This is a genomic window from Aeromonas sp. ASNIH5 (assembly GCF_002902865.1).
Taxonomy (GTDB): domain Bacteria; phylum Pseudomonadota; class Gammaproteobacteria; order Enterobacterales; family Aeromonadaceae; genus Aeromonas; species Aeromonas caviae.
On record NZ_CP026122.1, the window covers coordinates 2,050,357 to 2,073,422 of the forward strand.

Below are 23,066 nucleotides of genomic sequence, written 5' to 3' on the forward strand. Positions count from 1 at the left end.
AGTCCGTCAGTCGTCGGTGTACAACTCGTGCGACGTATCGTTGTACAGATTGGGATCGTAGCCCGGTGTCTTGCGCAGTTCTGTGAGATCGGTGAAAGGCCACTCGTCCTCGTCAGAGGTATTGGCAGCAGCAGCCCACGCCGCCGCCACGACGCCCAACAACACGAGTGCGAACCAAAAAGCAACGTAGAGCAGCAATCCCACCACAGACAGCTTGACCACCCACACGAGCGCGGTGGCAACGGCCGCCGGCACCCCCTTGGACACCAACCAGTTCGACGCCCGACGTTCGCCGCGCGCGTAGGCGCGCCATCCGCGGCCAAAGGTGCGGCCGAGGCGTTCTGCGGTGCTGATGCGGGTCGTGGTGTTCATGGTCGTCTCCTGCTACAGAGGGATGCCTATTCCAGTTTGGTCCATTTCATTCTGTTTGGGGCTTCAATGTGCTCTCTTGCCGCTTCAGGACGCTTCGTCATCCGGTTCCACCGGCCCGGGATCAGGCTCCACGCCGACGCGATACGTGGCAACGAAGCGCGGCCAGTCCACATGGTCCACCAGGTCGATGTCATCGACAACGCCGACTCTTGCTGCCGCACGCTCGAACAGGGCGATGCTCTTGGCGGGATAGTTGTTGCGCGACGGATAGAGCACCCCGTCGAACAGCGGCTGGCCATCATCGCCGAGCATCGCATGCACCTGGGCGGACACCTGCTGCGTGTGCGTGTAGTCGCGGCTGGCCAACTGTTCCAGGTTCAGGCCGAAGTAACCCGCCATGACACCCTCGGCCGTGAGATCGGCCAAGCGCACGTCGTCCAGGACCCCCACGGCCCGCACGAGCCGGCTCTCGACTTCCTTCAGCGCAATCGAGCGCTTCTCGTCCGCCAGCCACTGGTGCTTGTGAAACACCGACTCCATCAGCGCCGTGGACAGGTCGCGGCCCAGGTAGAGCACGCCGTAGGTCCGCGCCGGGTCGTCGTAGCGATTGGTGCCGCTGCGGCCATAGTACAGCGGGCTGCCCCGATAGACGACGCGGCTCACATGCTGGAGCAGTTCACCCGCATCGATCAAGAACAAGGGCAGTTCGCGGCTCATGGCGGTCTTGCCTCAATGCACCTGGACGCCCAGCACGTTGAACACCGCTTCGGCCACGTCATCGATTGTGCCATGCGTCACCGCATCCACCGGCGAGCGTCCGCCCAAGCCTTCGAGCGGTTCGGATAGTGCGCGGTAGATCGTCCAGTGGTCGATGCCCTCGACCTCTTGAAGCACGGTTTGGGTCAACTGCTGCTTCACCGGGTCGAGCTGCCAGTCGGGCAGCTTCTGGCCGCGCGGCCCCACATTCAGCGCCAGCAGCCGGCGCGCGAGGATGTCCTTGTAGATCTGCTGGCGCGACTTGTCCGCCAGCTTGGCGTACTCGGGGATCGGCAGGTTGTGCGGCTGGTTGAAGGATTCCAGCAACACGGCGCGGCCTCGCTGGACGTCGGTTTCAGTCGGGGTCCAGCGCGTTTCGGTGCGCAGCGCGGCCGCCTTGCGCGCCAGGGCCTGCTCCACCGTTTCGCCTTCGAGGTTGGCTGGCAGTTTTACCGCCTCCACGCGCTCGTGAATGAACGCCTGCAACTCGGCCGCGAAAGCCGGCGCATCCCGGATTTCAACGGTATCCGCGAAACGGCGCACGTCCTCCACGGTGACGCGCGGCAGACGATCGGCAATGAATTCAATGGCGGTGGGCATGGTCATCTCCCAAGCAGGTTTGAGACAGGATTCACTCTAGTCGCCCTTGTCGCATTTGTCAACTTAGTCTCCTGAGCGAGAGCCTACCTGCCGGGGGTAGCGTCCCCGCAGCATAGGCAGGGGCCAGCGCCAGGTCTCCGTCCAATCCATTCGTGCGGGTTCCACATTGACGCTGGAGACGCAACCCAGGCCCGGCTATACCGAAACGGTTAAAGGCCAAAGGGCCGAAACGGCAAGGGAATGGGGTGCAAGGGGAAAGGCCCTACCTCGAAAAGGCGAAAAGGCCTCCCGGCCGGCCCCCCAGAGGACACCCGCATGCTCTCCCTGTTCCAGCGAAAACGGCCCCCGGTCGCTGCCCCGTCGCCAGCGCCCGCCACCGACCTCCCGAAAGGGTTGCTGCGGCCCGAATCGGCCGCATCGCTGCTGGCAACACCGCGCCGGCAGAAGCTGCTGGAACACATCTGGCAGCGCACGTCGCTGTCGCGGCGGCAGTTCGCCACCCTATACCGCACGCCGCTGGAGCACTACGCCGAGTTGGTCCAACAATTCCCCGCATCGGAAAGCCATCACCACGCTTACCCCGGCGGCATGCTGGATCACGGGTTGGAGATCGTCGCCTATGCGCTCAAGCTGCGGCAGTCCCATCTGCTGCCCATTGGCGGCAGTCCCGAAGACCAGGCGGCGCAGTCTGAAGCCTGGACTGCCGCAGTCGCTTATGCCGCGCTGCTGCACGACATCGGCAAGATCGCCGTCGATCTGCACGTCGAACTGTCCGACGGCTCGCTGTGGCACCCCTGGCACGGCCCGCTGCACCAGCCATACCGCTTCCGCTACCGCGACGATCGGGAATATCGGCTCCACAGCGCCGCGACAGGTTTACTCTACCGTCAACTGCTCGACCGTGATGCCCTGGACTGGCTCAGTGGCTATCCCGACCTGTGGGGACCGCTGCTCTACGTCCTGGCCGGCCAGTACGAGCACGCCGGTGTGCTGGGCGAACTGGTCGTACAGGCCGACCGCGCTTCCGTGGCCCAGGAACTGGGCGGCGATCCCGCGCGCGCCATGGCCGCGCCTAAGCACTCGCTGCAACGCAAGCTGGTCAACGGACTGCGCTACCTGCTCAAGGAAGAGCTGAAGCTGAACCAGCCCGAAGCCTCCGATGGCTGGCTCACCGAGGACACGCTGTGGCTGGTGAGCAAGACGGTATCGGACAAATTGCGTGCGCATCTGTTGTCCCAAGGTGTCGATGGCATCCCCGCGAACAACACCGCGGTGTTCAACGTCCTGCAGGATCACGGCATGCTGTGGCCCACGCCCGACGGCAAGGCGATCTGGCGTGCGACCGTGACCAGTTCCACCGGCTGGTCCCACTCGTTCACCTTGTTGCGCCTCGCGCCCGCGCTGATCTGGGAGCCACGCGAGAGGCCGGCGCCGTTTACCGGCACGGTGTCGATCGACGCGGCGGCCACGGCCAAAGAGGCCGATGTGTCCGCCACCATTCCGCCGGCAGAAGCGCAGTCCGCTTCGGAGGGCCAAGAGGTTCCGCCATGGGAGAAAGGTAACTCCTCTCCTTCAACGGAAGGTGAGCCGCTGCCCGACGCGATGGAAGACATGCTTTCGATGGTGGGCATGGGGGATTCACCCGCGACCCGGCAGGATGCTGAAGCACTTTCTGAGCTGGTGTCTGCCGCGCGTACCGAAGCGCCACCCTTGACCACCCCTCAGCGTTCGTCCCCAGCGCCGACGCCCAGGACAACGCAGCCATCCGGAGAGCACTTCATAGCGTGGCTGAAACAGGGCATCGCTTCCCGCCGGCTCATCATCAACGACGCGAAGGCGCTCGTGCATACCGTGAGCGGCACCGCCTATCTCGTCAGCCCAGGCGTCTTCCAACGCTATGCGCAGGAGCATCCGCAAGTGGACGCACTGGCCAGGCAAGAAGAGCAACAGGATTGGCAGTGGGTGCAGAAGCGCTTTGAAAAGCTCCAACTACACGTCAAGCACCCCAATGGCCTGAACATTTGGACGTGCGAAGTCACCGGGCCAAGAAAGTCCCGCCGCCTGCACGGATACCTTCTGGAAGATTCGAGCCTGCTTTTCCCGGAAACGCCTCCGAGCAATCCCTATCTATGCCTGTTGGGTGACACCAAACACGGCGACGAGACTTCAGGAAGGTGACGAGGGTCAACATGAACTTCTCAACTTCGCCGGGACTGGCTCCCACGCCATACCTTCATTCGGAGGGAGTCAAAGGCGCCATCAGCGCAGCGATGATGGGACAAGGCAGCGCCTCTCCCGTCTCTTCGCACCTCACCAGCATGTCCCGCAGAGCGCCTCGCATGCGCTCAAGATCGCCGACCTTCTCATCGATCTGGTCAAGGCGCCGCCGTGTCACCGTCTGAATAGCACGGCGATTCCGCCCATCCTCCAGGTCCAAGAGCGATTTCACCTCGTCCAGCGAGAACCCAAGGCTCTGAGCGCGCTTGATGAAGCCGATCCGCTGGATCATCGAACCGGGGTAGCGCCGGAAGCTGCCGGCGTTTTTCGGAATCGGCAAAAGGCCACGTCCCTGGTAGTAGCGGATTGTCTCCACGCCGACGCCAGCGACCTTCGCCAGCCTGCCGACCGTCATCCAATCACCCAAACCTTCGTTCATCGAGCGATCCACTGTCTATTCACGAGCAACACAGGATAACGCAGTACCGCGTAGTTGACCCTTGCCTCCATTTGATCCAAATCAATTTCCCGCAGCTCAGTTGGGAATATGATCACAGGTGTCAATGGGTCAATAGGCCGCACATGCGCACACTTCTCAACCACCGCAGGATTCGCGCCATCGCGTGGATGGTGCTCGGGGTATGGCTGTTTGCGCTCGGGGCCGGGGTGGCCAATGCCTGCCTTCTGGAGTCTCCGCAGCAACATCGGCATGCTGTCGGATATGAGCATGTCCCATCGTCCGGGCATGGAAATCATGAAGGCCTCCATGGTGAGCACGAAGAAGGTTCCCACGACCCGTCGAAGGCCCCGTGCCTGAAGCTCTGCGGCGACGTCAACCAGTCCGCCATTCAGAAAGCACCAACCTTCGCGTTCGACCTCGTCGGTTTGGCGCCTCCCGCCTATGGAGACCAGCTGCTGGCTCCGACGTTGGCTCTGCGAGCCATCCCATCGAGGGGTCACGAGCGGCCTCCTCCAAAGCAGCCTTCCTGGCTGCTGTTTGAGCGTCTCGCGCTGTAGCGCCTCCTTTTGAGTTGCCGTGTCGGTCACAGCCGGCGCACAACTCATAAGCCTTGACTCTGTACCCGACTACGGAGTTTTCATAGGGCTTTGTCCGCTTGCGGCGACATCGGTTTCGCCCCAATGGCAGGCACCCGCGGCTAAAGGAGAGAGAAATGAAATTCACGCATTCGATCGCGGCCATCGTTGGCGCCGCACTGGTCACCTTGTCTGCGTTCGCGCAGGACAACCATCAGGCCCATCACCCCGCAGGTGCGAGTCCGACTGCGGCCGAGACGCCAAGGGCGCCGACCACCGAGGGCATGGATGCGCAACTGAAGTCGATGCAGGCCATGCACGAACGGATGGTGGCTGCGAAGACGCCTGCGCAGCGCAAGGCGCTCATGGCCGAACACATGCAGGCCATGCGGGCTGGCATGGCGATGATGGGCGCAATGAAGGATGGAGCCGAGTCGGCGCCGACAGCTGAGCGGCAGCAAATGCTCGAAATGCGCATGGACATGTGCCAATCTATGATGCAGATGATGATGGACCGGATGCCTGAGCCGGCGATGTGAGGAGGACAACCATGACAACTTCTCACCGCACCGGTCCAAGGTTTTCGCGCTCGCGATGGTTCCTGGGCTTTCTGGTCTTCCTGGCCGTGAGCATCTACATGCTGCTGACGGAACACCGCGGGCACTACCTGGCCGCGCTGCCACTGGTCCTCTTGGCGACTTGCGTCATCGCTCATGTGCTGATGCATCGCCATGCCGTACCAGGCGACGGTAGCAAGGCGAATTCACCGTACCCGGGAGAGCGCAAATGAACCACGATGCGCCCGCTTATGGGCTTTGGCTGCTCGTCCTCGTGAACTCGGCGGTCTTCATCATGTTCGCCTTCAGCTTCTTCAAACCGCAGACCTCGCGCGACTGGAGAACCTTCGGGACATTCGCAGCGTTCATTGTTGCCTTGTTCGTCGAGATGTACGGCTTTCCGCTGACGCTGTACGTGCTGTCCGGCTGGCTTCAGACCAAGTATCCCAGTCTGGACTTGCTGTCGCACAACAGCGGCCATCTCTGGTCGACCCTGCTGGGCGAGAGCGGCGACCCTCACTTCAGCCCGCTTCATATCGCAAGCTACATCTTCATCGGGGGCGGCTTCTGGCTTCTGTCGAGCGCCTGGACGGTGCTCTACCACGCGCAACGGCACGCCCAACTTGCCGTGAGCGGCCCATACGCCAGGATTCGGCACCCGCAGTATGTGGCCTTCGTGGCGATCCTTTTCGGCTTTCTGCTGCAGTGGCCGACGCTGTTGACGCTGCTGATGTTCCCCTTCCTCGTCGTGATGTATTCGAGGCTGGCAGTCAACGAGGAGAAGGACATGCGCAAGCAGTTCGGCGCCGAGTTCGACGCCTATGCCGCGCGCACGCCGCGCTTCCTTCCCTCCCTCTCGGACACGCGCCAGCGAGGCTGACATGAAGAAGACCCGCTGGCGTCAGCGCATCAATCGACCGTACCTGGCTGCAGCCTACGGACTAGGCGATGGCTGCGGCTCCCGCTCGGATGCGGACATGAGCGCCGCGCCCCGCCGGGCGTCGACACACGCAATGCTGATCGCCTGCGACCAGACCTAACGGAGAACCCATGGCAAAGAACAAGAAGGGTGCCAAAGGCGCCAAGCACAAGGCCGATGTGGACGGCACCGGCACTGCCCACGGCTCAGCGCGCGACGAGACAGCGACACGCTCGATCGGCCGCGAGGACTACGAAGCACAGTTGCACATGCTGCAGATCGAACTGGTGAAACTGCAGCGGCATTTCATCAAATGCAACGACCGTATCCTGATCCTCTTGGAGGGAAGGGACGGCGCAGGCAAGGACGGCAGCATCAAGCGGCTGGTCGAACACCTGAGTCCTCGGGAAACACGGGTCGTCGCGCTAGGAAAGCCCTCCGACCGGGATCGCACGGGCTGGTACTTCCAGCGCTACGTCCCGCACCTGCCAGTTGGCGAAGAGCTCGTGGTGTTCAACCGCAGTTGGTACAACCGTGCGGGCGTGGAACCGGTGATGGGCTTCTGTACCGCCGAGGAGCACGAGGAATTCATGAACTCAGTGCCCAAGTTCGAGGAGATGCTGGTCAACTCCGGCATCAAGCTGCTGAAGTATTACCTCGACATCGGCAAGAAGGAGCAGAGCCGCCGGCTCGGGGAACGCCGCCGTGATCCCCTCAAACAGTGGAAGTCGAGCCCGGTGGATGCCGTCGCGCTGAAGCACTGGGACGGCTATACACGGGCGCGCGACGAGATGTTCATGCGCACCCATACGGCCGCGGCGCCCTGGTCTGTCGTGCACGCCGACAACAAACGGTTGGCGAGGCTCAACCTGATCAGAGACATCCTCTCCCGGCTGCACTACGCCGGCAAGAAGCACAAGGTCATCGCTCCCGACCGGGAGATCGTCTTCGAGTTCTCGCAGGACTGCCTGGACTCGGGCCGACTCGCTCGTTGAGACCACGAACACAGCGAACAGGAAGAACAGCCATGAAGTCGATCAACGTTGAAGTCGGAGGGCTCGTATCGAGCCTGAGCGCGGAGGGAGTACGCCGCAAGCTGCTGCAGCTTCCCGGCGTCCATCATGCAGATGTCAACTATGTTGCGGGAAGCGCAACGGTCCATCTCGATGAGGGACAACTCAGTGTCGAGGATCTGCGCCAGCGCATCGCCGAATGCGGCTATCACTGCCGTGGCGAGCAGACGCCCAAGCACGTGTGCGCGCCCGCCGCTGGCGTCTCTGCCGACCCCAGCCATGCGGTGCACGGCCATCACGGCGCACCCGCACGTCAGGCGCAAGAGATGGGGCATGAGGGGCACCACGCGCATGCCCCCGCCACGGCCGCACGCGCGAAGGCTGCGGCCACGACGCCCGCCGCCCATGCTGCGCACCAGGCCCACGCAGGCGACCCTGCGATGGCCGACATGATGCACGACATGGGCCACGGGTCGGGCTCGATGCAGGACATGGCTCGGGACATGCGCAATCGCTTCTTCGTGGCCCTGGTCTTCGCCATTCCCGTGTTCTTCTATTCCCCGATGGGGAAGATGTTCGGCGACTTCCAGACGCCGTTCGGGCTGGACGACAAGCTCTTTCTTTTCTTCCTCGCAAGTGCCGCGATCATCTATCCAGGTTGGCCTTTCTACGTGGCGGCGTGGCGCGCGCTGCGCAACGGCGTCGCCAACATGGCCACGTTGGTCGTGCTGTCGGTGGGCACCGGCTACCTGTTCAGCATCGGCGCGACCTTCTTCTACGAGGGTGAGGTGTTCTATGAAGCGGCATCGGTGCTGCTGGTCTTCATCCTGCTGGGGCACTGGCTGGAGATGCGCGCCCGCGCGGGCGCATCCGACGCGATTCGCGCGTTGATGGATCTCGCCCCACCCATGGCCACGGTCGTGCGCAACGGGGTGGAGACCAAGGTACCGACCGCCGAGGTTGCAGCCGGGGAACTGGTCGTGATCAAGCCCGGCGACAAGATCCCGGTGGATGGCGAGATCGTCGAGGGCGCGTCGCAAGTGGACGAGTCGATGCTGACGGGCGAGTCCATGCCGGTCAAGAAGGGCGTGGGCAGCACCGTCGTAGGCGCCAGCATCAACAAGAGCGGGAGCTTTCGCTACAAGGCCACGAAGGTCGGCGCGGACACGGCCTTGGCGCAGATTGTCAAGCTGGTCCAGGAGGCCCAGAACTCGAAGGCCCCCGGCCAGCTGCTGGCCGACCACGCATCCCAGTGGCTGGTGCTGGCGGCGATCGTGATTGGCCTGCTGACCTTCAGCGTCTGGTACTGGGTGATGGGACAGACATTACTGTTCGCACTCACCCTGACCATCACCGTGTTCGTGATCGCATGCCCTGATGCGCTGGGGCTGGCCACCCCGATGGCCATCATGGTCGGGACCGGGCTGGGCGCAATGAACGGCATTCTCTTCAAGAATGCGGCCGCATTGGAGAACGCCACCAAGTTGACGGTCGTGGTGTTCGACAAGACCGGCACCTTGACACTGGGGCAGCCCGATGTCGTCGAGATGGTGGCCGCGCCCGGTGTCGAGGAGACGCGGCTTCTGGCGACGGCCGCCGCAGTGGAGAAGTTCTCCGAGCACCCCCTCGCGCTCGCAGTGCTCAAGCGTGCGGGAGACATGCCGACGGAGGTCACCGAGAACTTCACCAACATCGATGGGCAAGGCGCACGGGCCACTATCGGGGGCGAGACGGTGCTCCTGGGCAACCGGCTGCTGATGCAGTCGGAACAGGTGGATCTGGCCCCCCTTGCCAGCGAGGCGGCGCGGCTGCAAGGCGGGGGGCGCACTGTGGTCCACGTCGCGCGCGGTGGCCGGCTGATCGGCCTCATCGCGATCGCCGATGCCGTGCGGCCGACCTCGCGCGAGACGATCGCCAAGCTGCAGGCACGCGGCGTGAAGGTCGCGATGCTGACCGGGGACAACCAGGCGACCGCCGAGCGCATCGGCAAGGAACTGGGTATCGACATCGTGCTTGCGGATGTGTTGCCCGGGCAGAAGGCTTCCAAGATCAAGGAACTGCAGCAGCAGGGTCACAAGGTCGGCATGGTCGGCGACGGCATCAACGACGCTCCGGCGCTGACGCAGGCCGACGTGGGCTTTGCGATTGGCGCGGGGACGGACGTTGCGATGGAAAGCGCCCAGGTGGTGTTGATGAAGAGTGACCCCTACGACGTGGTCGGGGCCATCGAACTGTCCCGGGCGACGCTGCGCAAGATGCACCAGAACCTCTGGTGGGCCGTGGCCTACAACGTGATCGCCTTCCCGCTGGCCGCCGGGGTGCTGTATCCGTTCACCTTGTCGCCCGAGGTCGCTGCATTGTCCATGTCGGGCAGTTCCGCGATCGTCGCGATCAATGCGCTGATGCTCAAGCGCACGCGCCTGCCGGGGATCAAGCGCGTGACGTCGCGTGCCAGTGTCCCAGCGGCCGCGTCAGCCTGAGCGGCGGGCCACCATGGTAGAGAGCCGCGCCATGCGATCACCGCGCGAATCCGGGCCCACCCGCCAGCAAGACCTCGGCGTCGCGCAGCTGGGTTGGCTCGCTGCGGCCGTATTCGTCGTCTCGGCCGGATATGGGGCACTGATGCCCTTGATCCCCGACTGGCTGCGGCCCTTGATGGGCGACGCGGATCCTGCGACGCTTGCGCGCCATGTCGGCTACCTCAGCGGCATCTACACGGCGGGCATACTGCTGGGTGCGCCCCTGTGGGGCATGCTGGCGGACAGGCTGGGGCGTGCCCGCGTGTTGCTGGTGGGCCTGATCGGCTACGTGGCCAGCCTGCTCCCGCTGCTGCGCCCCGAGTCCCTGGGCGTGATCGGCATCTATGCGCTGCGCGGCGCGACGGGCTTTTTTGTGGCCGCGGTCGTGCCGGTGGTGCCGGCGCTCGTCGCGCAGTACACCGCAGAATCGATTCGCGCCAGGCGCTTTGCATGGCTGGGTGCGATGTCGCTGCTCGGGTTCCTGTTCGGCCCCGGCCTGAACGCCGCTGCAGAACGGCTTGTCGGCCTGGGCTTCTTGAGCGTGCTGGTACAGGGCTCATCGACCACGCTCGTGATCGCACTCTCGGCCGCGCTCGGCGCGCTGATGATGCTGGGCCTGGCCGCAACGCTTCCCGCACCTTCCTCCCTTGGAGAGGCGGACGCAGCCGATCACGACGGAGCACCCCGGAGCCGCTCCCTGGCGCTCTGGATTCTCAACGGTGTGGTCATGTTCGTGCTTGCCGGCTTTGAACTCGGCATCGTGCTGCAGGGCCAGCGCCACCCCGATCTCTCCTCCCGAGAGGTGTCGTTGATGTTCGCCGAGTGCAGTCTGGTGATGCTGGGCGTCAACGCGGTGCTGTTCTTCACCGGCCTGCTGGAGCGCGCCGACCCACGCCGCGTACTGGCCTGCGGCATGGTCCTGGGCATCGCCGGGCTCCTGATGCTGGCCCGCCATGGCAGCGAGATGTGGCTGTACGTCGGCGTGAGTTTCACGGCTGCGGGCACGGGTCTTGTGCTCCCCACCCTGGCCTACCTCGCTGCCGGCACCTCGGCGCGGCGGCTCGGTATCGCGATGGGAGGGCTCGCCGCGGCAGCCGGCCTCGGACAAACACTGGGATCGGCCGCCACCGGATGGCTCTTCGGCGCTGTGATGCAGAGCACCTTTGCGTGGCTGTCGATTCCACTGGCCGCCACACTCGCGCTGCTGCTCATTCCGCGGCATTGGTGGCCAGCCAACCCCGTCCTGGTGAGCGCTTCACCGTCCCGCACTTTTCTCACTTCCACGGAAACCGAACCATGAGACTGATCCTGATGTCCCTGCTTGCAGCGCTTGCCCTGTCGCTGAGCGGATGCGGCTACAACGACTTCCAGCGGCTGGACGAGCAGACCAAGTCCGCCTGGTCCGAGGTGCTGAACCAGTACCAGCGGCGCGCCGACCTGATCCCGAACATCGTCGCGACCGTCAAGGGCGAGACCAACTTCGAGCAGGAGACGCTGACCAGGGTGGTCGAGGCCCGCGCGAAGGCGACCTCGATCCAGGCCACGCCGGAACTCGTCAACAACCCCGAGGCGTTCCAGAAGTTCCAGGCGGCACAGGGCGAACTGTCCGGCGCGCTGAGCCGGCTGCTGGTGGTGAGCGAGAACTACCCGCAACTCAAGGCGAACCAGGCTTTTCAAGACCTGCGTGCCCAACTTGAGGGCACGGAGAACCGCATCACCGTGGCGCGTGGGCGCTACGTGAAGGCGGTGCAGGATTACAACGTGCTCACGCGCAGCTTCCCGACCAACATCACGGCCAAGCTGTTCAGCTACGACGTCAAGCCCAATTTCTCGGTCGCCGACGAGAAGGCCATGGCGGCGCCGCCACAGGTCGATTTCGGCGCCTCGGCGCCGGCGGCGCGCCCCTGACATGAGAACGCCCAGAACAGCGGTGCTCTCTCCGGCGGCCCCTCTTCGGCTGGCCCACGCTCTGGCCTGGCTGCTGCTGAGCCTGTTCCTTTCGGTCGCGTCCGCGCAGGAGTTGGTCGCCGTTCCCCCGCTGCAGGCGCGCGTCACCGATCTCACGGGAACGCTCGCCGCCGATCGTGTCGCCGCGCTGGATGCGCAGCTTCGGGCCTTCGAGCAACGCAAGGGCGTGCAGATCGCCGTGCTGATGGTCCGCTCGACGCGGCCCGAACCCGTCGAGCAGTACGCCCTGCGGGTGGTAGAGCAATGGAAGCTCGGCCGTCGCAAGGTGGACGACGGCGCGTTGCTCCTGGTGGCCAAGGACGACCGCACCCTGCGCATCGAAGTCGGATACGGCATCGAGGGTGCGCTGAGCGACGTGGTATCGCGGCGCATCATCGACGAGGTGATCACGCCGCGCTTTCGCCAGGGCGATTTCGACGGCGGCATCGCCGCAGGCGCCGAACAGATCATGCGGGTGATCGATGGCGAGGCCCTGCCTGCGGCGGACCCACGGCGCCAGGGGCAGACCAACGACATCGGGCAGGCCTGGCCCTTCCTGTTCGTCGCGGCCCTGATGCTGGGCGGAGTGCTGCGCAACGCCCTCGGTCGCCTTCCAGGCTCCCTGGTCACGGCTGGCGTGCTGGGTGCCGCTGCGTGGCTGTTGGTGGGCACCTTCGCGGTGGCCGCGGTGGCTGGACTGGCGGGATTCCTCGTCACGCTGCTGGGCATCGGCATGGGTGGCCACGGCGGCCTGCACGGGCGCCACCGGGGAGGCGGCTGGCCGGGCGGAGGATTGGGCGGTGGTGGCGGTGGATTCCGCGGCGGCGGCGGCGGCTTCGGTGGCGGCGGCGCGTCAGGACGGTGGTGAGATGAACATGCAACGACTTCTTCGCCACCTTGCGACCACGGATCGCGCAGTCCGCCGCGCCTTCCCCCCGCGTGCCCTGGATGCGATCGAGCAGGCCATCCGCACGGGAGAGTTCCAGCATGGGGGCCAACTGCGCTTCGTGGTCGAGGGTGCGCTGGACGGATCGCCACTGTGGCGCAACCAATCGCCGGGCGAGCGGGCGCTGGACCTGTTCGCACGCCTGGGTGTGTGGGATACGGCGCACAACAGCGGTGTCCTGATCTACGTGCTGCTGGCCGACCGGGCCGTGGAGATCGTGGCCGATCGCGGCATCCATGCCTGTTGCGGTGCCGAAAGGTGGTCGTCTGTGTGCCAGCGCATGGAAGCCCAGTTTGCGCAGGGACGCTTCGAGGCCGGAGCCCTGGAAGGCATCGTGGCCGTCAGCCACCTGCTGGTGCAGCACTTTCCGCGGGGCGCGGACCACGGCAACGAGTTGCCGGATCGGCCGGTCCTTCTTTGAACGACAACATCCTTGGAGACCTACCATGCAACTTCAGTTTCTGGGTGCCACCGGCACCGTGACCGGTTCCAAATACCTGCTGCGCCATGGCGACGCGACCATTCTGGTGGACTGCGGTCTGTTCCAGGGATTCAAGCAGCTGCGCCTGCGCAACTGGGAGCCGCTGCCGGTCGCGCCCAAGACCGTCGACGCGGTCGTGCTCACCCACGCCCACATCGACCACAGCGGCTACCTGCCACTGCTGGCGCGACAAGGCTTTCGCGGCCGGGTTTACTGCACGTCCGCGACGCACGAGCTGTGCAAGATCCTGCTCACCGACAGCGGCCATCTGCAGGAGGAAGAGGCGAAGTTCGCCAACCGGCACGGTTTCTCCAAACACCAGCCCGCGCTGCCGCTGTACACCCGTGAGGACGCCGAGCGCTGCCTGAAGCTGTTCGCGCCACGTCCGTTCTCTCAGGACTTCGAGGCGCTGCCCGGACTCACCGCGCGGTTGACGCCTTCCGGGCACATGCTCGGCTCGGCCTTCGTGCACCTCAACGACGGCCGGCGATCCGTGCTCTTCTCCGGCGACATCGGCCGGCCTAACGACCCGGTGCTGCGCTCGCCGGTGCAGGTCCCCGGCGCCGACTACCTGCTGGTGGAATCCACCTACGGCAACCGCAAGCATGAAGCGTCCGACGCACTGGCGCAGCTGGAGACTGTCATCAACAAGACGGCCGCCCGTGGAGGGGTCGTGGTCATCCCCGCGTTCGCTGTCGGCCGAGCGCAGAGCCTGATGTACGGCATCTACCAGCTCAAGAAGCAAGGGCGCATCCACCAGCACCTGCCCGTGTACCTGGACAGCCCGATGGCCATCGATGCCACACGGCTGTACCACGCCCATCGCGACGAGCACCGGCTCTCGCCCGAGGAATGCGAGGGCATGTGCCATGCCGCGAAGATCGTCAACAAGGTCGAGGATTCCAAGGCGCTCAGCGCCGGTCGTGGACCGATGGTCATCATCTCCGCCAGTGGCATGGCCACGGGAGGACGCGTGGTGCACCACCTCAAGTCATTCGCGCCCGACCATCGCAACACCATCCTGTTCGCCGGCTACCAGGCGGGCGGCACCCGTGGCGCCGCGATCGTGCACGGCGCGTCCACCGTCCGCATCCATGGCCAGGACGTGCCGATCCGCGCCGAGGTGGCCTCGCTCGACAACCTTTCCGCCCACGCCGATGCCGACGAGATCCTCGCGTGGATGCGCGGCTTCACGCAAACACCGCGCCGAACCTTCGTGACCCACGGCGAGCCGGAGGCGGCCGATGCGCTGCGCGCGCGGATCGACCATGAACTGGGCTGGTCGGTTGCCGTGCCCGAGTACCTGCAGACGGTGGATCTGGTATGACGGCGCACCTGCACGAGACCGGCACCGGAGAGGATGGCGTGAACACGCTGCAGGCGTGGCGCACCGGCATCGACACCCATCAGGAGCCGGTGGTCTACATGCGGCGCGACTGCCCTGTCTGCCGGTCGGAGGGTTTCACGACCCAGGCGCGCGTGCAGCTGACGGCCGGCCGCCGCAGCATCGTGGCGACGCTCAGCGTCGTCGATGGGAATTGGCTGGCCGAGAACGTCGCTGGCCTGTCCGAATCGGCATGGGCGTCGCTGGGGGCGCAGCCGGGCCAGCTGGTCACGGTGACCCATGCACCGCCGCTGGATTCGCTCAGCCATGTCCGGGCCAAGGTCTACGGCAATGCCCTGGGCGATGCCGAGTTCAGCGCCATCATCTCCGACGTCGCGGCGGGCCATTACTCGGACCTGCATCTGGCCACCTTCATCACCGCCTGCGCCGGCGATCGCCTGGACCTCGCGGAGACAGTCTCGCTCACGAAAGCCATGATTGGCGTCGGTGACCGCATCGATTGGGGGCGCCCGCTGGTGGTGGACAAGCATTGCGTCGGCGGCCTGCCCGGCAACCGCACGACCCTGCTCGTGGTGCCCATCGTGGCCGCCTGCGGCCTCACGATGCCCAAGACCTCCTCGCGCGCCATCACCTCGCCGGCCGGGACGGCCGACACGATGGAGGTGCTGGCGCCGGTGAACCTGGATGTGCCGAGCATGCGGCGCGTGGTCGAACGCACGGGCGGCTGCATCGTCTGGGGCGGCTCGGTACGGCTCAGCCCCGCCGACGACATCCTCATCCGCGTCGAGCGGCCGCTGGACCTCGACAGCGAGGGCCAGCTCGTCGCCTCGGTCCTGTCCAAGAAGGCCGCCGCGGGCTCGACCCATGTGCTGATCGACCTGCCCGTGGGTGCCACCGCCAAAGTGCGCAGCGCGCAGGCCGCGGCGGCGCTCGGTCGGCGCCTGCAGGAGGTGGGCAGCGCCATCGGCCTGCACGTGGCCTTGCGCGTCACCGATGGTGAGCAGCCGGTCGGCCGCGGGATCGGCCCGGCACTGGAGGCCCGCGACGTGCTGGCCGTCCTACAAGGGACGCCCGAGGCCCCGGCCGACCTGCGGGAGCGAGCGTTGCGGCTGGCGGCGGACATCCTCGAAATGGGCGGTGCAGCGCCCGCCGGCGGCGGCCTGACGCTCGCCGCGCAGGTGCTGGCCGACGGCCGCGCCTGGGCCACGTTCCAGGCGATCTGCGCTGAGCAGGGCGGCCTGCGCAGCATCCCGGTGGCAACGCATCGGCACACCGTCGCATCGCCGTCCACGGGACGGGTCTCCCGAATCGACAACCGGCTGCTCGCGCGGGCGGCCAAGCTCGCCGGAGCACCGACCGCCGCTGCCGCCGGCATCGACGTGCATGCGCGCCTGGGCGACCAGGTCGAAGCGGGACAGCCGCTCTTCACGCTGCACGCCCAGGCGCCGGGCGAACTGGCCTATGCGCTGCAGTTCGTCCGCTCGCGCCCACCGATCTTCCAGATTTCGGAGAACCTATGAAACCTCTCGTTTTTCACCTGCCGGGCGACGAAGACTTCGCCGATGGACTGATCCGGGCGTTGGGCGCGCAGCGGGCTGCCCTGCAACTGCACCGGTTCCCGGACGGCGAGTCGCTGGTGCGGCTGGACGCCGACGTCACCGGCCGCACCGTCGTGATCGTGGCCAGCCTGGCCCAGCCGGACGCCAAGGCGCTGCCCTTGTTGTTCGCCGCGGACGCAGCGCGCGACCTCGGCGCCACCCGCGTGTTGCTGGCTGCCCCGTACCTGGCGTACCTGCGTCAGGACCGGCGCTTCAACACGGGCGAAGCCATCACGTCCCGCACGTTCGCTGCGCTGGTGTCGACGGTGTTCGACGGTATCGTCACCGTCGATCCCCATCTGCACCGCTACCGCTCGCTCGGCGAGGTCTACCGGGTGCCGACCCGTGTGGTCCAGTCCGCGCCCGCCATCGCGGCCTGGGTCGCAGCCCATGTGGACCGTCCCGTGTTGATCGGACCCGATGCGGAAAGCGAGCAATGGGTCCAGGAAGTCGCGCGCTTGGCTGGCGCGCCGTTCACGGTGTTGCAGAAGATCCGCCGGGGCGACAAGGACGTGGAGGTCAGCCTTCCCGACACCGCGGCCCTGGCAGACCGCCAGCCCGTGCTCATCGATGACATCGTGTCCAGCGCGCGCACGATGATCCAGGCAATCGCCAGTGTGCGCAGCGTGGGATTGCCGCCACCGGTGTGCATCGGGGTGCACGCCCTATTCGCCGCCGACGCGTACCACGCACTTCTTGCGGCAGGACCCCAGCGGGTGGTGACCTGCGACACCGTGCCGCATGTCTCCAACGGCATCAGCGTGGTGGCACCGCTGGCGACAGCGGTGCAGGAACTGATGGAAGCCGGCGCGCCATGAGCCGCTGCGCCGCGCTCGCCATGACGCTCACGATCGAGGGGAGATGACTGCCCATGTGCTTTTCCGCACCCGCCAGTTTCACGTCCGCAGCGGTTCTGCTGGGCCTGGGGACCGTCACCATGCGCCGGGCCCGCTCACGGCGCGAACTGCCGTATGCCGCCATCCCGCTGCTGTTCGGGGTCCAGCAACTGCTCGAAGGCATGCTGTGGCTGACGTTCCCCGACCGCGCGCCCTTGCTGAACGTGGCGCTAACGCATCTCTACTCGTTCTTCTCGCACGTCCTGTGGCCGATCTACGTCCCGCTGGCTGCGCTGGCGCTGGAGAGCGTCCGTTGGCGCCGTCGGGTTCTGGTGGCCATTGCAGTCGCGGGCGCGCTCGTCGGTCTGTACCTGCTGGCGATGCTGGTGAAGCTGCCCATCACGGCCCGCGTGGTCGGCCAGCACATCCTCTACGACTCTCCGCACTTCTACGTGATGACCACGATGGCCCTGTATCTGATCGGCACCTGCGCAAGCCTGATGGTTTCTAGCCACCGGCGCGTGGCGGCTTTTGGGGTGGCCGCCTTTGTCTCCGCAATCGCCGCCTACATGTTCTATGCAACCTGGTTCATCTCGGTGTGGTGCTTCTTTGCCGCTGTGCTCAGCTTCATCGTGCTGTGGCAGTTCCGTGAGCCCCGAGCGAGGCTGGCCGTGCCATGACGAATCCTCCGGCCAGATTCAAGCCCGCACTGGCCTACGCGGACTGCGGCCGCACGCAGGGCCCGATGCGCCGCGCGGCGTTCTTCACGGTTCAGTTGCTCGACGGATTCGAGACCATGCGCGATGCGGTCGCCGGCCGGCTGCCGACGGTATTCGCGCAAGCGGAACTCGCGCAAGGCACCAAGACCGGGCACTTCATCGCCGCGTTCTGCATCCTGTCCCTGCACCGGGTAATCGAGGAGGGCTCATGACCGCACAAAACCGTCTGTCCGTTCTGTTCTCCGACATCGCACCGGCGGACCAGGCCGCGCTGCAGCAAAGGCTTCCGACCCACTGGCACGCGCACTTCGTCCAGAACGAACGCCTGGTGGTATCCGATGTCGGCGATGAAGACACCGAGGTGCTGTGCGTCTTCGTGCGCACGCGCGTTGACGAATCAGTGCTCCGGTTGCTGCCGCGCGTGCGGCTCGTGGCAACGCGCTCCGCGGGCTTCGATCACATCGACCTGCAGGCTTGCCGCCGACGCGGCATTGCCGTGTGCCACGTGCCGGACTATGGGTCTGCCAGCGTCGCCGAACATGCCTTCGCGCTGCTGCTGGGCGTGGCTCGCCATCTGACACAAGCCCACGAGCGGGCGCGCCAAGGTTCTTTCGCTTACCGCGGCCTCACCGGCTTCGAGCTGGAAGGCAAGACGCTGGGCATCGTCGGGCTGGGCCGGATCGGGCGCCACGTGGCCCGTATCGCCCTGGGCTTCGGCATGGAAGTTCTCGCGTACGACCCGGCCCTCGCCCCATCGCTCGACATCACGGCAGCACCCATCGCCGGCGTCCGTGTGGTGACGTGGGAGCAGATGCTGCAAAGCAGCGATGTTCTGAGCCTTCATGTTCCGGCCACGCAGGCCACGCACCACCTTCTCGATGGCCAGGCCTTCGCGCGCATGAAACCGGGCATGGTACTGATCAACACGGCACGGGGTGCGCTCATCGACGAGGCCGCCCTGCTGCACGCACTGGAGGCAGGTACCGTCGCCGCAGCAGGACTGGACGTGCTGGAACAGGAAGGGGATCTGTCTCCCGAAGTGCCCACGGGCTGCGGCGGACTGGGTTGCGATACCGGCTGGTCGGCATCCAGCCCACTGCTGACGCATCCGCGTGTGCTCGTGACACCGCATGTCGGGTTCAACACGTCGGAGGCGATCGCGCGCATCCTCGACGAGACCATCTCGAACATCGCAGCCTGGCATGCGGGCCGCCTGCGCAACAGGTTGGATGAGCCATGACGCGACCGAACCGCCCCGTTTCCACCGTGCGTCTTGCGGGCCGCCCAACGCAACGCTCGGCGCTGCGCCGGGCCACGCAGATCGCTATGGCCCTGAGCGGGTTCCTGCTCTGGGTGGCCTGGCACCGGGGCCTGATGCGCTGCGATACCCACCGGGCGGCCGACCGCTTCGCCGAAGTGCTGCAGCGATTGGGCACGACCTTCGTGAAGCTGGGCCAGCATCTCAGCCTGCGGGCCGACATTCTGGCGCCCGATGCGCAAGAGGCTCTGGCCAGCCTGCAGGCCAATGTGGCGCCGTTTCCTCCCGAGCAGGCGGTCCAGGAGGTCGAGGCGGCGCTCGGCCGCCCATGGCAGCAGGTCTTCGCACGCTTCGACATGCACGCGCTCGCCGCGGCCTCGATCGCCCAGATTCATCGTGCAGCCCTGCCGGACGGGACGGAAGTGGTGGTGAAGATCCGCCGCCCTGGCGCGGCCGAGCAGGCCGAGACCGACATGCGCATCCTGCGCCGCATCGTCCTGGTCATGCAGGGGCTCGTGCCCTCGCTGCGTCGCTGGGGGCTGGCAGCCATCGTGGACGAGGTTGCGGCCAACTTCCGCTACGAGATGGATTTGTCGCGCGAGGCAGCTTCCGTGCGACGTTTCGCCGACGCCTGGCGCGGCTCTGCCGACATCGTGATCCCCGACGTGGTGGACGGCCTGTGCACGCCGACCGTCATGGTCCAGCAGTTCAGCCACGGAGCTCACCTGCACGGTCTGCCTTCGTCCACCGCGGTGGCGGCCGCGGGCAAACTCGTGGACAGCTACGTCGCCCAGATCTTCCGCGATGGCTTCTTCCACGGCGACCCCCATCCCGGCAACGTCTTCGTGATGGACGATGGCCGCATATGCCTGCACGACTTCGGCATCGTGGGCCGGGTCGACGGCAACATGCGGCGGGCGCTGGTGGCGTTCGCCCTGGCCTTCGTCGAGCAGGATGCCGAATGGGTGGTCGATGCCTGGCTCGACCTGGGCCTGCTCGGCGACGGCACCGATCGGGCCGTGTTCGTGCCTGTCGTGCGTGCCCTGGTCGCAGACTGCGCACAGAGGCCGCTGAAGGACTGGTCGCTCTCAGGTGCTCTCGCGCAGCTCGTGGCGGCGGGCCGGACCCAGGAAGTCCGGCTGCCCAGGGACCTCCTCGTGCTCACGCGTACCCTGTTGTTGCTCGAAGGGACGGTGCGCCTGCTGGCACCCGAGTTTTCCATCATCGAAGCCATCTCTCGCCACACGACCACGGGCGTCTTCGACGAGCCCAAGTCTGCGGCATCGCAGCGTCTGCCCTATGAACTGGGGAACGCGGCCCACGCCCTGCCCTCCCTGCTGGCGCGGCGTCTGCACAGCGTCTTGCGGCAGGGTGACCTGCTGCAACTGTCGATCAAGCCGGATGCCAGGATGCTGAGCGGGATCGACCGCCTCGGCCGTCGCGTCGCGCTGGCGCTCGTGACGCTCGGCCTGTACATCGCATCGAGCTTGTTGATGCAGCACGGCGTGGGCCCGCGCTGGGGCGACATGCCGGTACTCGCGCTGCTGGGCTATGCGCTGGCGATCCGGTTCACGTTTTCCATCGCGCGCAGCCGCGGCTGAGGCGCCTCATCAAGCAAGGAGTCAGGCATGAACAAGGTCAGAGTGGCGGTGAACGGATACGGTGTGATCGGCAAGCGGGTGGCGGATGCGGTCGCACTCCAGGAGGACATGGCGCTAGCCGGCGTCGCGGATGTGGTGCACGACTATCGCCTGCAGGTGGCCGCGCAGCGCGCTTTCCCGATTTACGCGGCGACCGCTGAAGCCGCACAATCGATGCGTGCTGCGGGGCTTCCTGTCGCGGGCGATCTGGCCGACCTGCTCGCCAACGCGGACGTCGTGGTCGATTGCACACCCAAGAAAGTCGCCGCGGTCAACAAGAGGGCGTACGACGCTGCCGGTGTGAAGTCCATCTTCCATGGCGGCGAGTCCCACGCGTTGACCGGTCATTCGTTCGTCGCGCAGGAGAACTACGCAACCGCGATCGGCCGCACCTCCACCCGGGTGGTGTCCTGCAACACGACGTCGATCGTGCGCACCCTCGGGGCGCTTCGGACAGCGGGCCTGCTCAAGCGAGCCCGCGGGACGCTGATCCGCCGGGCTTCCGACCCGTGGGAGGCGCATGCGGAGGGCATCATCAACACGCTCGTGCCGGAGAAGACGATCCCCAGCCATCAGGGACCGGACGCGCGCACTGTGATCCCGGACCTGGACGTCGTCACGATCGCGGTCAAGGCGCCGCACAACAGCAGCCACCTGCACACCTGGTGGGTCGAACTGACGAGGCCGGCCACGCGCGACGAGGTGCTGGCGGCCTTTCGCGCTGCGCCACGGATCGCGTTCGTGCGATCCTCGGATGGTCTCGTGGCCCTCAACAGCACGGTGGAACTGATGGCCGATCTCGGCCGCCCGCGCGGCGACCTGTGGGAGGTCGCGTTGTGGGAGGACGTGCTTTCGGTCGAAGGCGATCAGGCGTACTACACCTACCAGGTCTTCAACCAGGCGATCGTGATTCCCGAAACCATCGATGCCATTCGCGCCTTGAGCGGCATCGAGACCGATCCCCAGGTGTCGATGGCGCGCACCGATGCTTCGCTGGGACTGCAGCGTGATTTCATCCGCGACCGCGTCCAGGTTCGACGATGAGTGAATTCGATGATCCCGCGCTGGTCGGGCTCGGGCTGGCACTCGCTTCGGGACTTCTGATCGGCCTGGAACGGGGATGGCAGCAACGCGAGCGGCCCGAGGGACATCGCGTCGCGGGCGTTCGCACCTTTGCGCTGATCGGCCTGCTCGGCGGCCTTGGCGGGCTGCTGGCCCAGCGCTGGGGAGCCGGCATGCTCATCGCGCTGCTCGTACTCGTCGGGGTGTATCTGGTGGTGGGCTACCTGGTGACGGCGCATATGCATGCCGTGATGGGACTGACCACGTCCGTCGCCGCCCTTGCGACTTTCGCCATCGGGGCGCTGGCGACCAGTGGCGCTTGGCGCGTTTCGGCGGTCGCCGCCGTGGTCGTGCTGGCGCTGCTGCGTTTCAAGCAGCTCTTGCACGCCGGCGTCGGCAAGCTGTCCGAGGCGGAGATCAGCAGCGGCACGCAGTTGCTGTTGATCAGCGTGGTCGTACTGCCCGTACTCCCTGATCGTGGCTTTGGCCCCTATGAGGCGTTGAATCCCTATCGCCTTTGGTGGGCCGTTGTCCTGCTGGCAGTGCTGTCGTTCGCTGGGTTCGTCCTGATGCGCTCGCTCGGCAGGAAACGAGGGCTGGTATTCACAGCGCTGCTCGGCGGGATCGTGTCGAGCACCGCCACCACGGCCACGTTGGCGCGCTGGGCCGGGCAGACGCCAGGCTGGCGTCCACTGGCAGCGGCGGGGGCGGCGCTCGCCTGCGCAGCCATGTTTGCGCGCATGGCGGCTCTCGTCGCCATCGCAGCCCCCGGCATCGGCTGGGACCCGGTGGTCATCTTCGTGGCCATGGCCGTGGCTGGCGGTGTTCTGGGGACGTTCCTGGCGGCGCGGTCGCCCGCCGACGACTTGCCCGAACTTCAGCTTGGCAACCCATTGCAGCTGCGCTCCGCGCTCCAGTTCGCAGCCTTCCTGGCCGCGGTGATGCTGGCAGGCCGCTTTCTTGCCGATCGCTTCGGGGATGCCGGCGTCATGCTGACCGCCGCTGCCTCGGGTCTGGTGGACGTCGATGCGATCACGCTCTCGATTGGCCGCCTGGTGACCGAGGGCGCCGTCACCGCCGCTTCGGCCACCCTGGCCTTGTTCATCGCCGCATCCGTCAATCAGGTCACCAAACTTGTCCTGTTGATGTCGCTGGCCGGTAGGGCGCTCGCATGGAGAGTGCTGCCGTCGTACGCGGCCATGGCTGCTGCTGGCTTTGCCGTCGCCCTGGGCTTGACCTGAAACAG

Annotated in this window: 25 protein-coding genes; 20 read left to right on the top strand and 5 right to left on the bottom strand. The window is 66.1% G+C overall.

The window, feature by feature from the left end; all coding sequences use genetic code 11:
- Nucleotides 1–6: 6 nt before the first annotated feature.
- The 3 genes from C2U30_RS09410 to C2U30_RS09420 all read right to left on the bottom strand — a co-directional run bounded on the left by C2U30_RS09410 (nt 7) and on the right by C2U30_RS09420 (nt 1,728).
- Nucleotides 7–372 carry a DUF3742 family protein gene (locus C2U30_RS09410; protein ID WP_003090216.1) on the bottom strand — a complete coding sequence of 122 codons (366 nt, stop codon included), beginning with the start codon at nt 370–372 and terminating at the stop codon, nt 7–9.
- An 84-nt stretch (nt 373–456) separates the two neighbouring features.
- Nucleotides 457–1,089, bottom strand: coding sequence for an RES family NAD+ phosphorylase (locus tag C2U30_RS09415; protein ID WP_003090219.1), 633 nt, complete (start codon nt 1,087–1,089; stop codon nt 457–459).
- A 12-nt stretch (nt 1,090–1,101) separates the two neighbouring features.
- Nucleotides 1,102–1,728 carry a hypothetical protein gene (locus tag C2U30_RS09420; protein ID WP_003109769.1) on the bottom strand — a complete coding sequence of 209 codons (627 nt, stop codon included), beginning with the start codon at nt 1,726–1,728 and terminating at the stop codon, nt 1,102–1,104.
- Nucleotides 1,729–2,043: 315 nt separating this feature from the next.
- On the opposite strand from C2U30_RS09420, the gene mobH reads away from it, so the two are divergent.
- On the top strand, nt 2,044–3,906 hold the full coding sequence (mobH, locus tag C2U30_RS09430) for a MobH family relaxase (protein WP_034137614.1): 1,863 nt from the start codon (nt 2,044–2,046) through the stop codon (nt 3,904–3,906).
- A 55-nt stretch (nt 3,907–3,961) separates the two neighbouring features.
- Here mobH and C2U30_RS09435 read toward each other — a convergent pair whose 3' ends face one another.
- Together C2U30_RS09435 and C2U30_RS09440 are read right to left on the bottom strand one after the other, a co-directional pair.
- Nucleotides 3,962–4,384 carry a MerR family transcriptional regulator gene (locus C2U30_RS09435; protein WP_034137613.1) on the bottom strand — a complete coding sequence of 141 codons (423 nt, stop codon included), beginning with the start codon at nt 4,382–4,384 and terminating at the stop codon, nt 3,962–3,964.
- The gene (locus tag C2U30_RS09440) at nt 4,381–4,905 is read right to left on the bottom strand and encodes a hypothetical protein (RefSeq protein ID WP_034137663.1); all 525 of its coding nucleotides are present in this window, start codon (nt 4,903–4,905) and stop codon (nt 4,381–4,383) included. Before C2U30_RS09440 ends, C2U30_RS09435 begins: the two co-directional genes overlap by 4 nt.
- Nucleotides 4,906–5,117: 212 nt before the next feature.
- On the opposite strand from C2U30_RS09440, the gene C2U30_RS09445 reads away from it, so the two are divergent.
- The 19 genes from C2U30_RS09445 to C2U30_RS09530 are packed head-to-tail and all read left to right on the top strand — an operon-like array spanning nt 5,118 to nt 23,061.
- On the top strand, nt 5,118–5,519 hold the full coding sequence (locus tag C2U30_RS09445) for a hypothetical protein (RefSeq protein WP_034137612.1): 402 nt from the start codon (nt 5,118–5,120) through the stop codon (nt 5,517–5,519).
- Between the two features lie 11 nt (nt 5,520–5,530).
- Nucleotides 5,531–5,770 (top strand): DUF2933 domain-containing protein, encoded by a 240-nt coding sequence (locus tag C2U30_RS09450; RefSeq protein WP_034137611.1) that lies wholly within the window; start codon nt 5,531–5,533, stop codon nt 5,768–5,770.
- Nucleotides 5,767–6,417 carry a methyltransferase family protein gene (locus C2U30_RS09455; protein WP_003090238.1) on the top strand — a complete coding sequence of 217 codons (651 nt, stop codon included), beginning with the start codon at nt 5,767–5,769 and terminating at the stop codon, nt 6,415–6,417. Before C2U30_RS09450 ends, C2U30_RS09455 begins: the two co-directional genes overlap by 4 nt.
- A 1-nt stretch (nt 6,418) precedes the next feature.
- Nucleotides 6,419–6,577: a hypothetical protein gene (locus C2U30_RS22780; RefSeq protein ID WP_170245403.1), complete on the top strand. Its 159-nt coding sequence runs from the start codon at nt 6,419–6,421 to the stop codon at nt 6,575–6,577.
- Nucleotides 6,578–6,587: 10 nt separating this feature from the next.
- The gene (ppk2, locus tag C2U30_RS09460; RefSeq protein WP_003090242.1) at nt 6,588–7,451 is read left to right on the top strand and encodes a polyphosphate kinase 2; all 864 of its coding nucleotides are present in this window, start codon (nt 6,588–6,590) and stop codon (nt 7,449–7,451) included.
- A gap of 32 nt (nt 7,452–7,483) precedes the next feature.
- Complete coding sequence (locus C2U30_RS09465; protein WP_023098532.1) at nt 7,484–9,949, top strand: heavy metal translocating P-type ATPase; 2,466 nt, start codon at nt 7,484–7,486, stop codon at nt 9,947–9,949.
- A 31-nt stretch (nt 9,950–9,980) separates the two neighbouring features.
- On the top strand, nt 9,981–11,288 hold the full coding sequence (locus C2U30_RS09470) for an MFS transporter (protein WP_080761414.1): 1,308 nt from the start codon (nt 9,981–9,983) through the stop codon (nt 11,286–11,288).
- Nucleotides 11,285–11,896, top strand: coding sequence for a LemA family protein (locus tag C2U30_RS09475; protein WP_023087277.1), 612 nt, complete (start codon nt 11,285–11,287; stop codon nt 11,894–11,896). Before C2U30_RS09470 ends, C2U30_RS09475 begins: the two co-directional genes overlap by 4 nt.
- 1 nt (nt 11,897) lies before the next feature.
- Entirely contained in the window at nt 11,898–12,803 is a 906-nt protein-coding gene (locus C2U30_RS09480) for a TPM domain-containing protein (RefSeq protein WP_034137609.1), read from the top strand.
- 1 nt (nt 12,804) lies between these two features.
- Nucleotides 12,805–13,302 carry a TPM domain-containing protein gene (locus C2U30_RS09485; protein WP_034137662.1) on the top strand — a complete coding sequence of 166 codons (498 nt, stop codon included), beginning with the start codon at nt 12,805–12,807 and terminating at the stop codon, nt 13,300–13,302.
- A gap of 25 nt (nt 13,303–13,327) precedes the next feature.
- A complete protein-coding gene (locus tag C2U30_RS09490; protein ID WP_034137608.1) occupies nt 13,328–14,689 on the top strand; it encodes an MBL fold metallo-hydrolase in 1,362 nt (453 codons plus the stop codon).
- A complete protein-coding gene (locus C2U30_RS09495) occupies nt 14,686–16,227 on the top strand; it encodes a thymidine phosphorylase family protein (protein WP_034137607.1) in 1,542 nt (513 codons plus the stop codon). Before C2U30_RS09490 ends, C2U30_RS09495 begins: the two co-directional genes overlap by 4 nt.
- Nucleotides 16,224–17,123 (top strand): ribose-phosphate pyrophosphokinase, encoded by a 900-nt coding sequence (locus C2U30_RS09500; RefSeq protein ID WP_003090267.1) that lies wholly within the window; start codon nt 16,224–16,226, stop codon nt 17,121–17,123. Before C2U30_RS09495 ends, C2U30_RS09500 begins: the two co-directional genes overlap by 4 nt.
- Nucleotides 17,124–17,176: 53 nt before the next feature.
- Complete coding sequence (locus C2U30_RS09505) at nt 17,177–17,821, top strand: DUF6629 family protein (protein WP_034137605.1); 645 nt, start codon at nt 17,177–17,179, stop codon at nt 17,819–17,821.
- On the top strand, nt 17,818–18,072 hold the full coding sequence (locus C2U30_RS09510) for a hypothetical protein (protein ID WP_009516033.1): 255 nt from the start codon (nt 17,818–17,820) through the stop codon (nt 18,070–18,072). Before C2U30_RS09505 ends, C2U30_RS09510 begins: the two co-directional genes overlap by 4 nt.
- Nucleotides 18,069–19,100 carry a hydroxyacid dehydrogenase gene (locus tag C2U30_RS09515; protein ID WP_034137604.1) on the top strand — a complete coding sequence of 344 codons (1,032 nt, stop codon included), beginning with the start codon at nt 18,069–18,071 and terminating at the stop codon, nt 19,098–19,100. Before C2U30_RS09510 ends, C2U30_RS09515 begins: the two co-directional genes overlap by 4 nt.
- A complete protein-coding gene (locus C2U30_RS09520) occupies nt 19,097–20,719 on the top strand; it encodes an ABC1 kinase family protein (RefSeq protein ID WP_034137603.1) in 1,623 nt (540 codons plus the stop codon). The genes C2U30_RS09515 and C2U30_RS09520 overlap by 4 nt, the downstream gene beginning before the upstream one ends.
- Nucleotides 20,720–20,746: 27 nt before the next feature.
- Nucleotides 20,747–21,802 (top strand): type II glyceraldehyde-3-phosphate dehydrogenase, encoded by a 1,056-nt coding sequence (locus C2U30_RS09525; RefSeq protein ID WP_023098524.1) that lies wholly within the window; start codon nt 20,747–20,749, stop codon nt 21,800–21,802.
- Nucleotides 21,799–23,061 carry an MgtC/SapB family protein gene (locus C2U30_RS09530; protein ID WP_023098523.1) on the top strand — a complete coding sequence of 421 codons (1,263 nt, stop codon included), beginning with the start codon at nt 21,799–21,801 and terminating at the stop codon, nt 23,059–23,061. The genes C2U30_RS09525 and C2U30_RS09530 overlap by 4 nt, the downstream gene beginning before the upstream one ends.
- Nucleotides 23,062–23,066 lie beyond the last annotated feature (5 nt).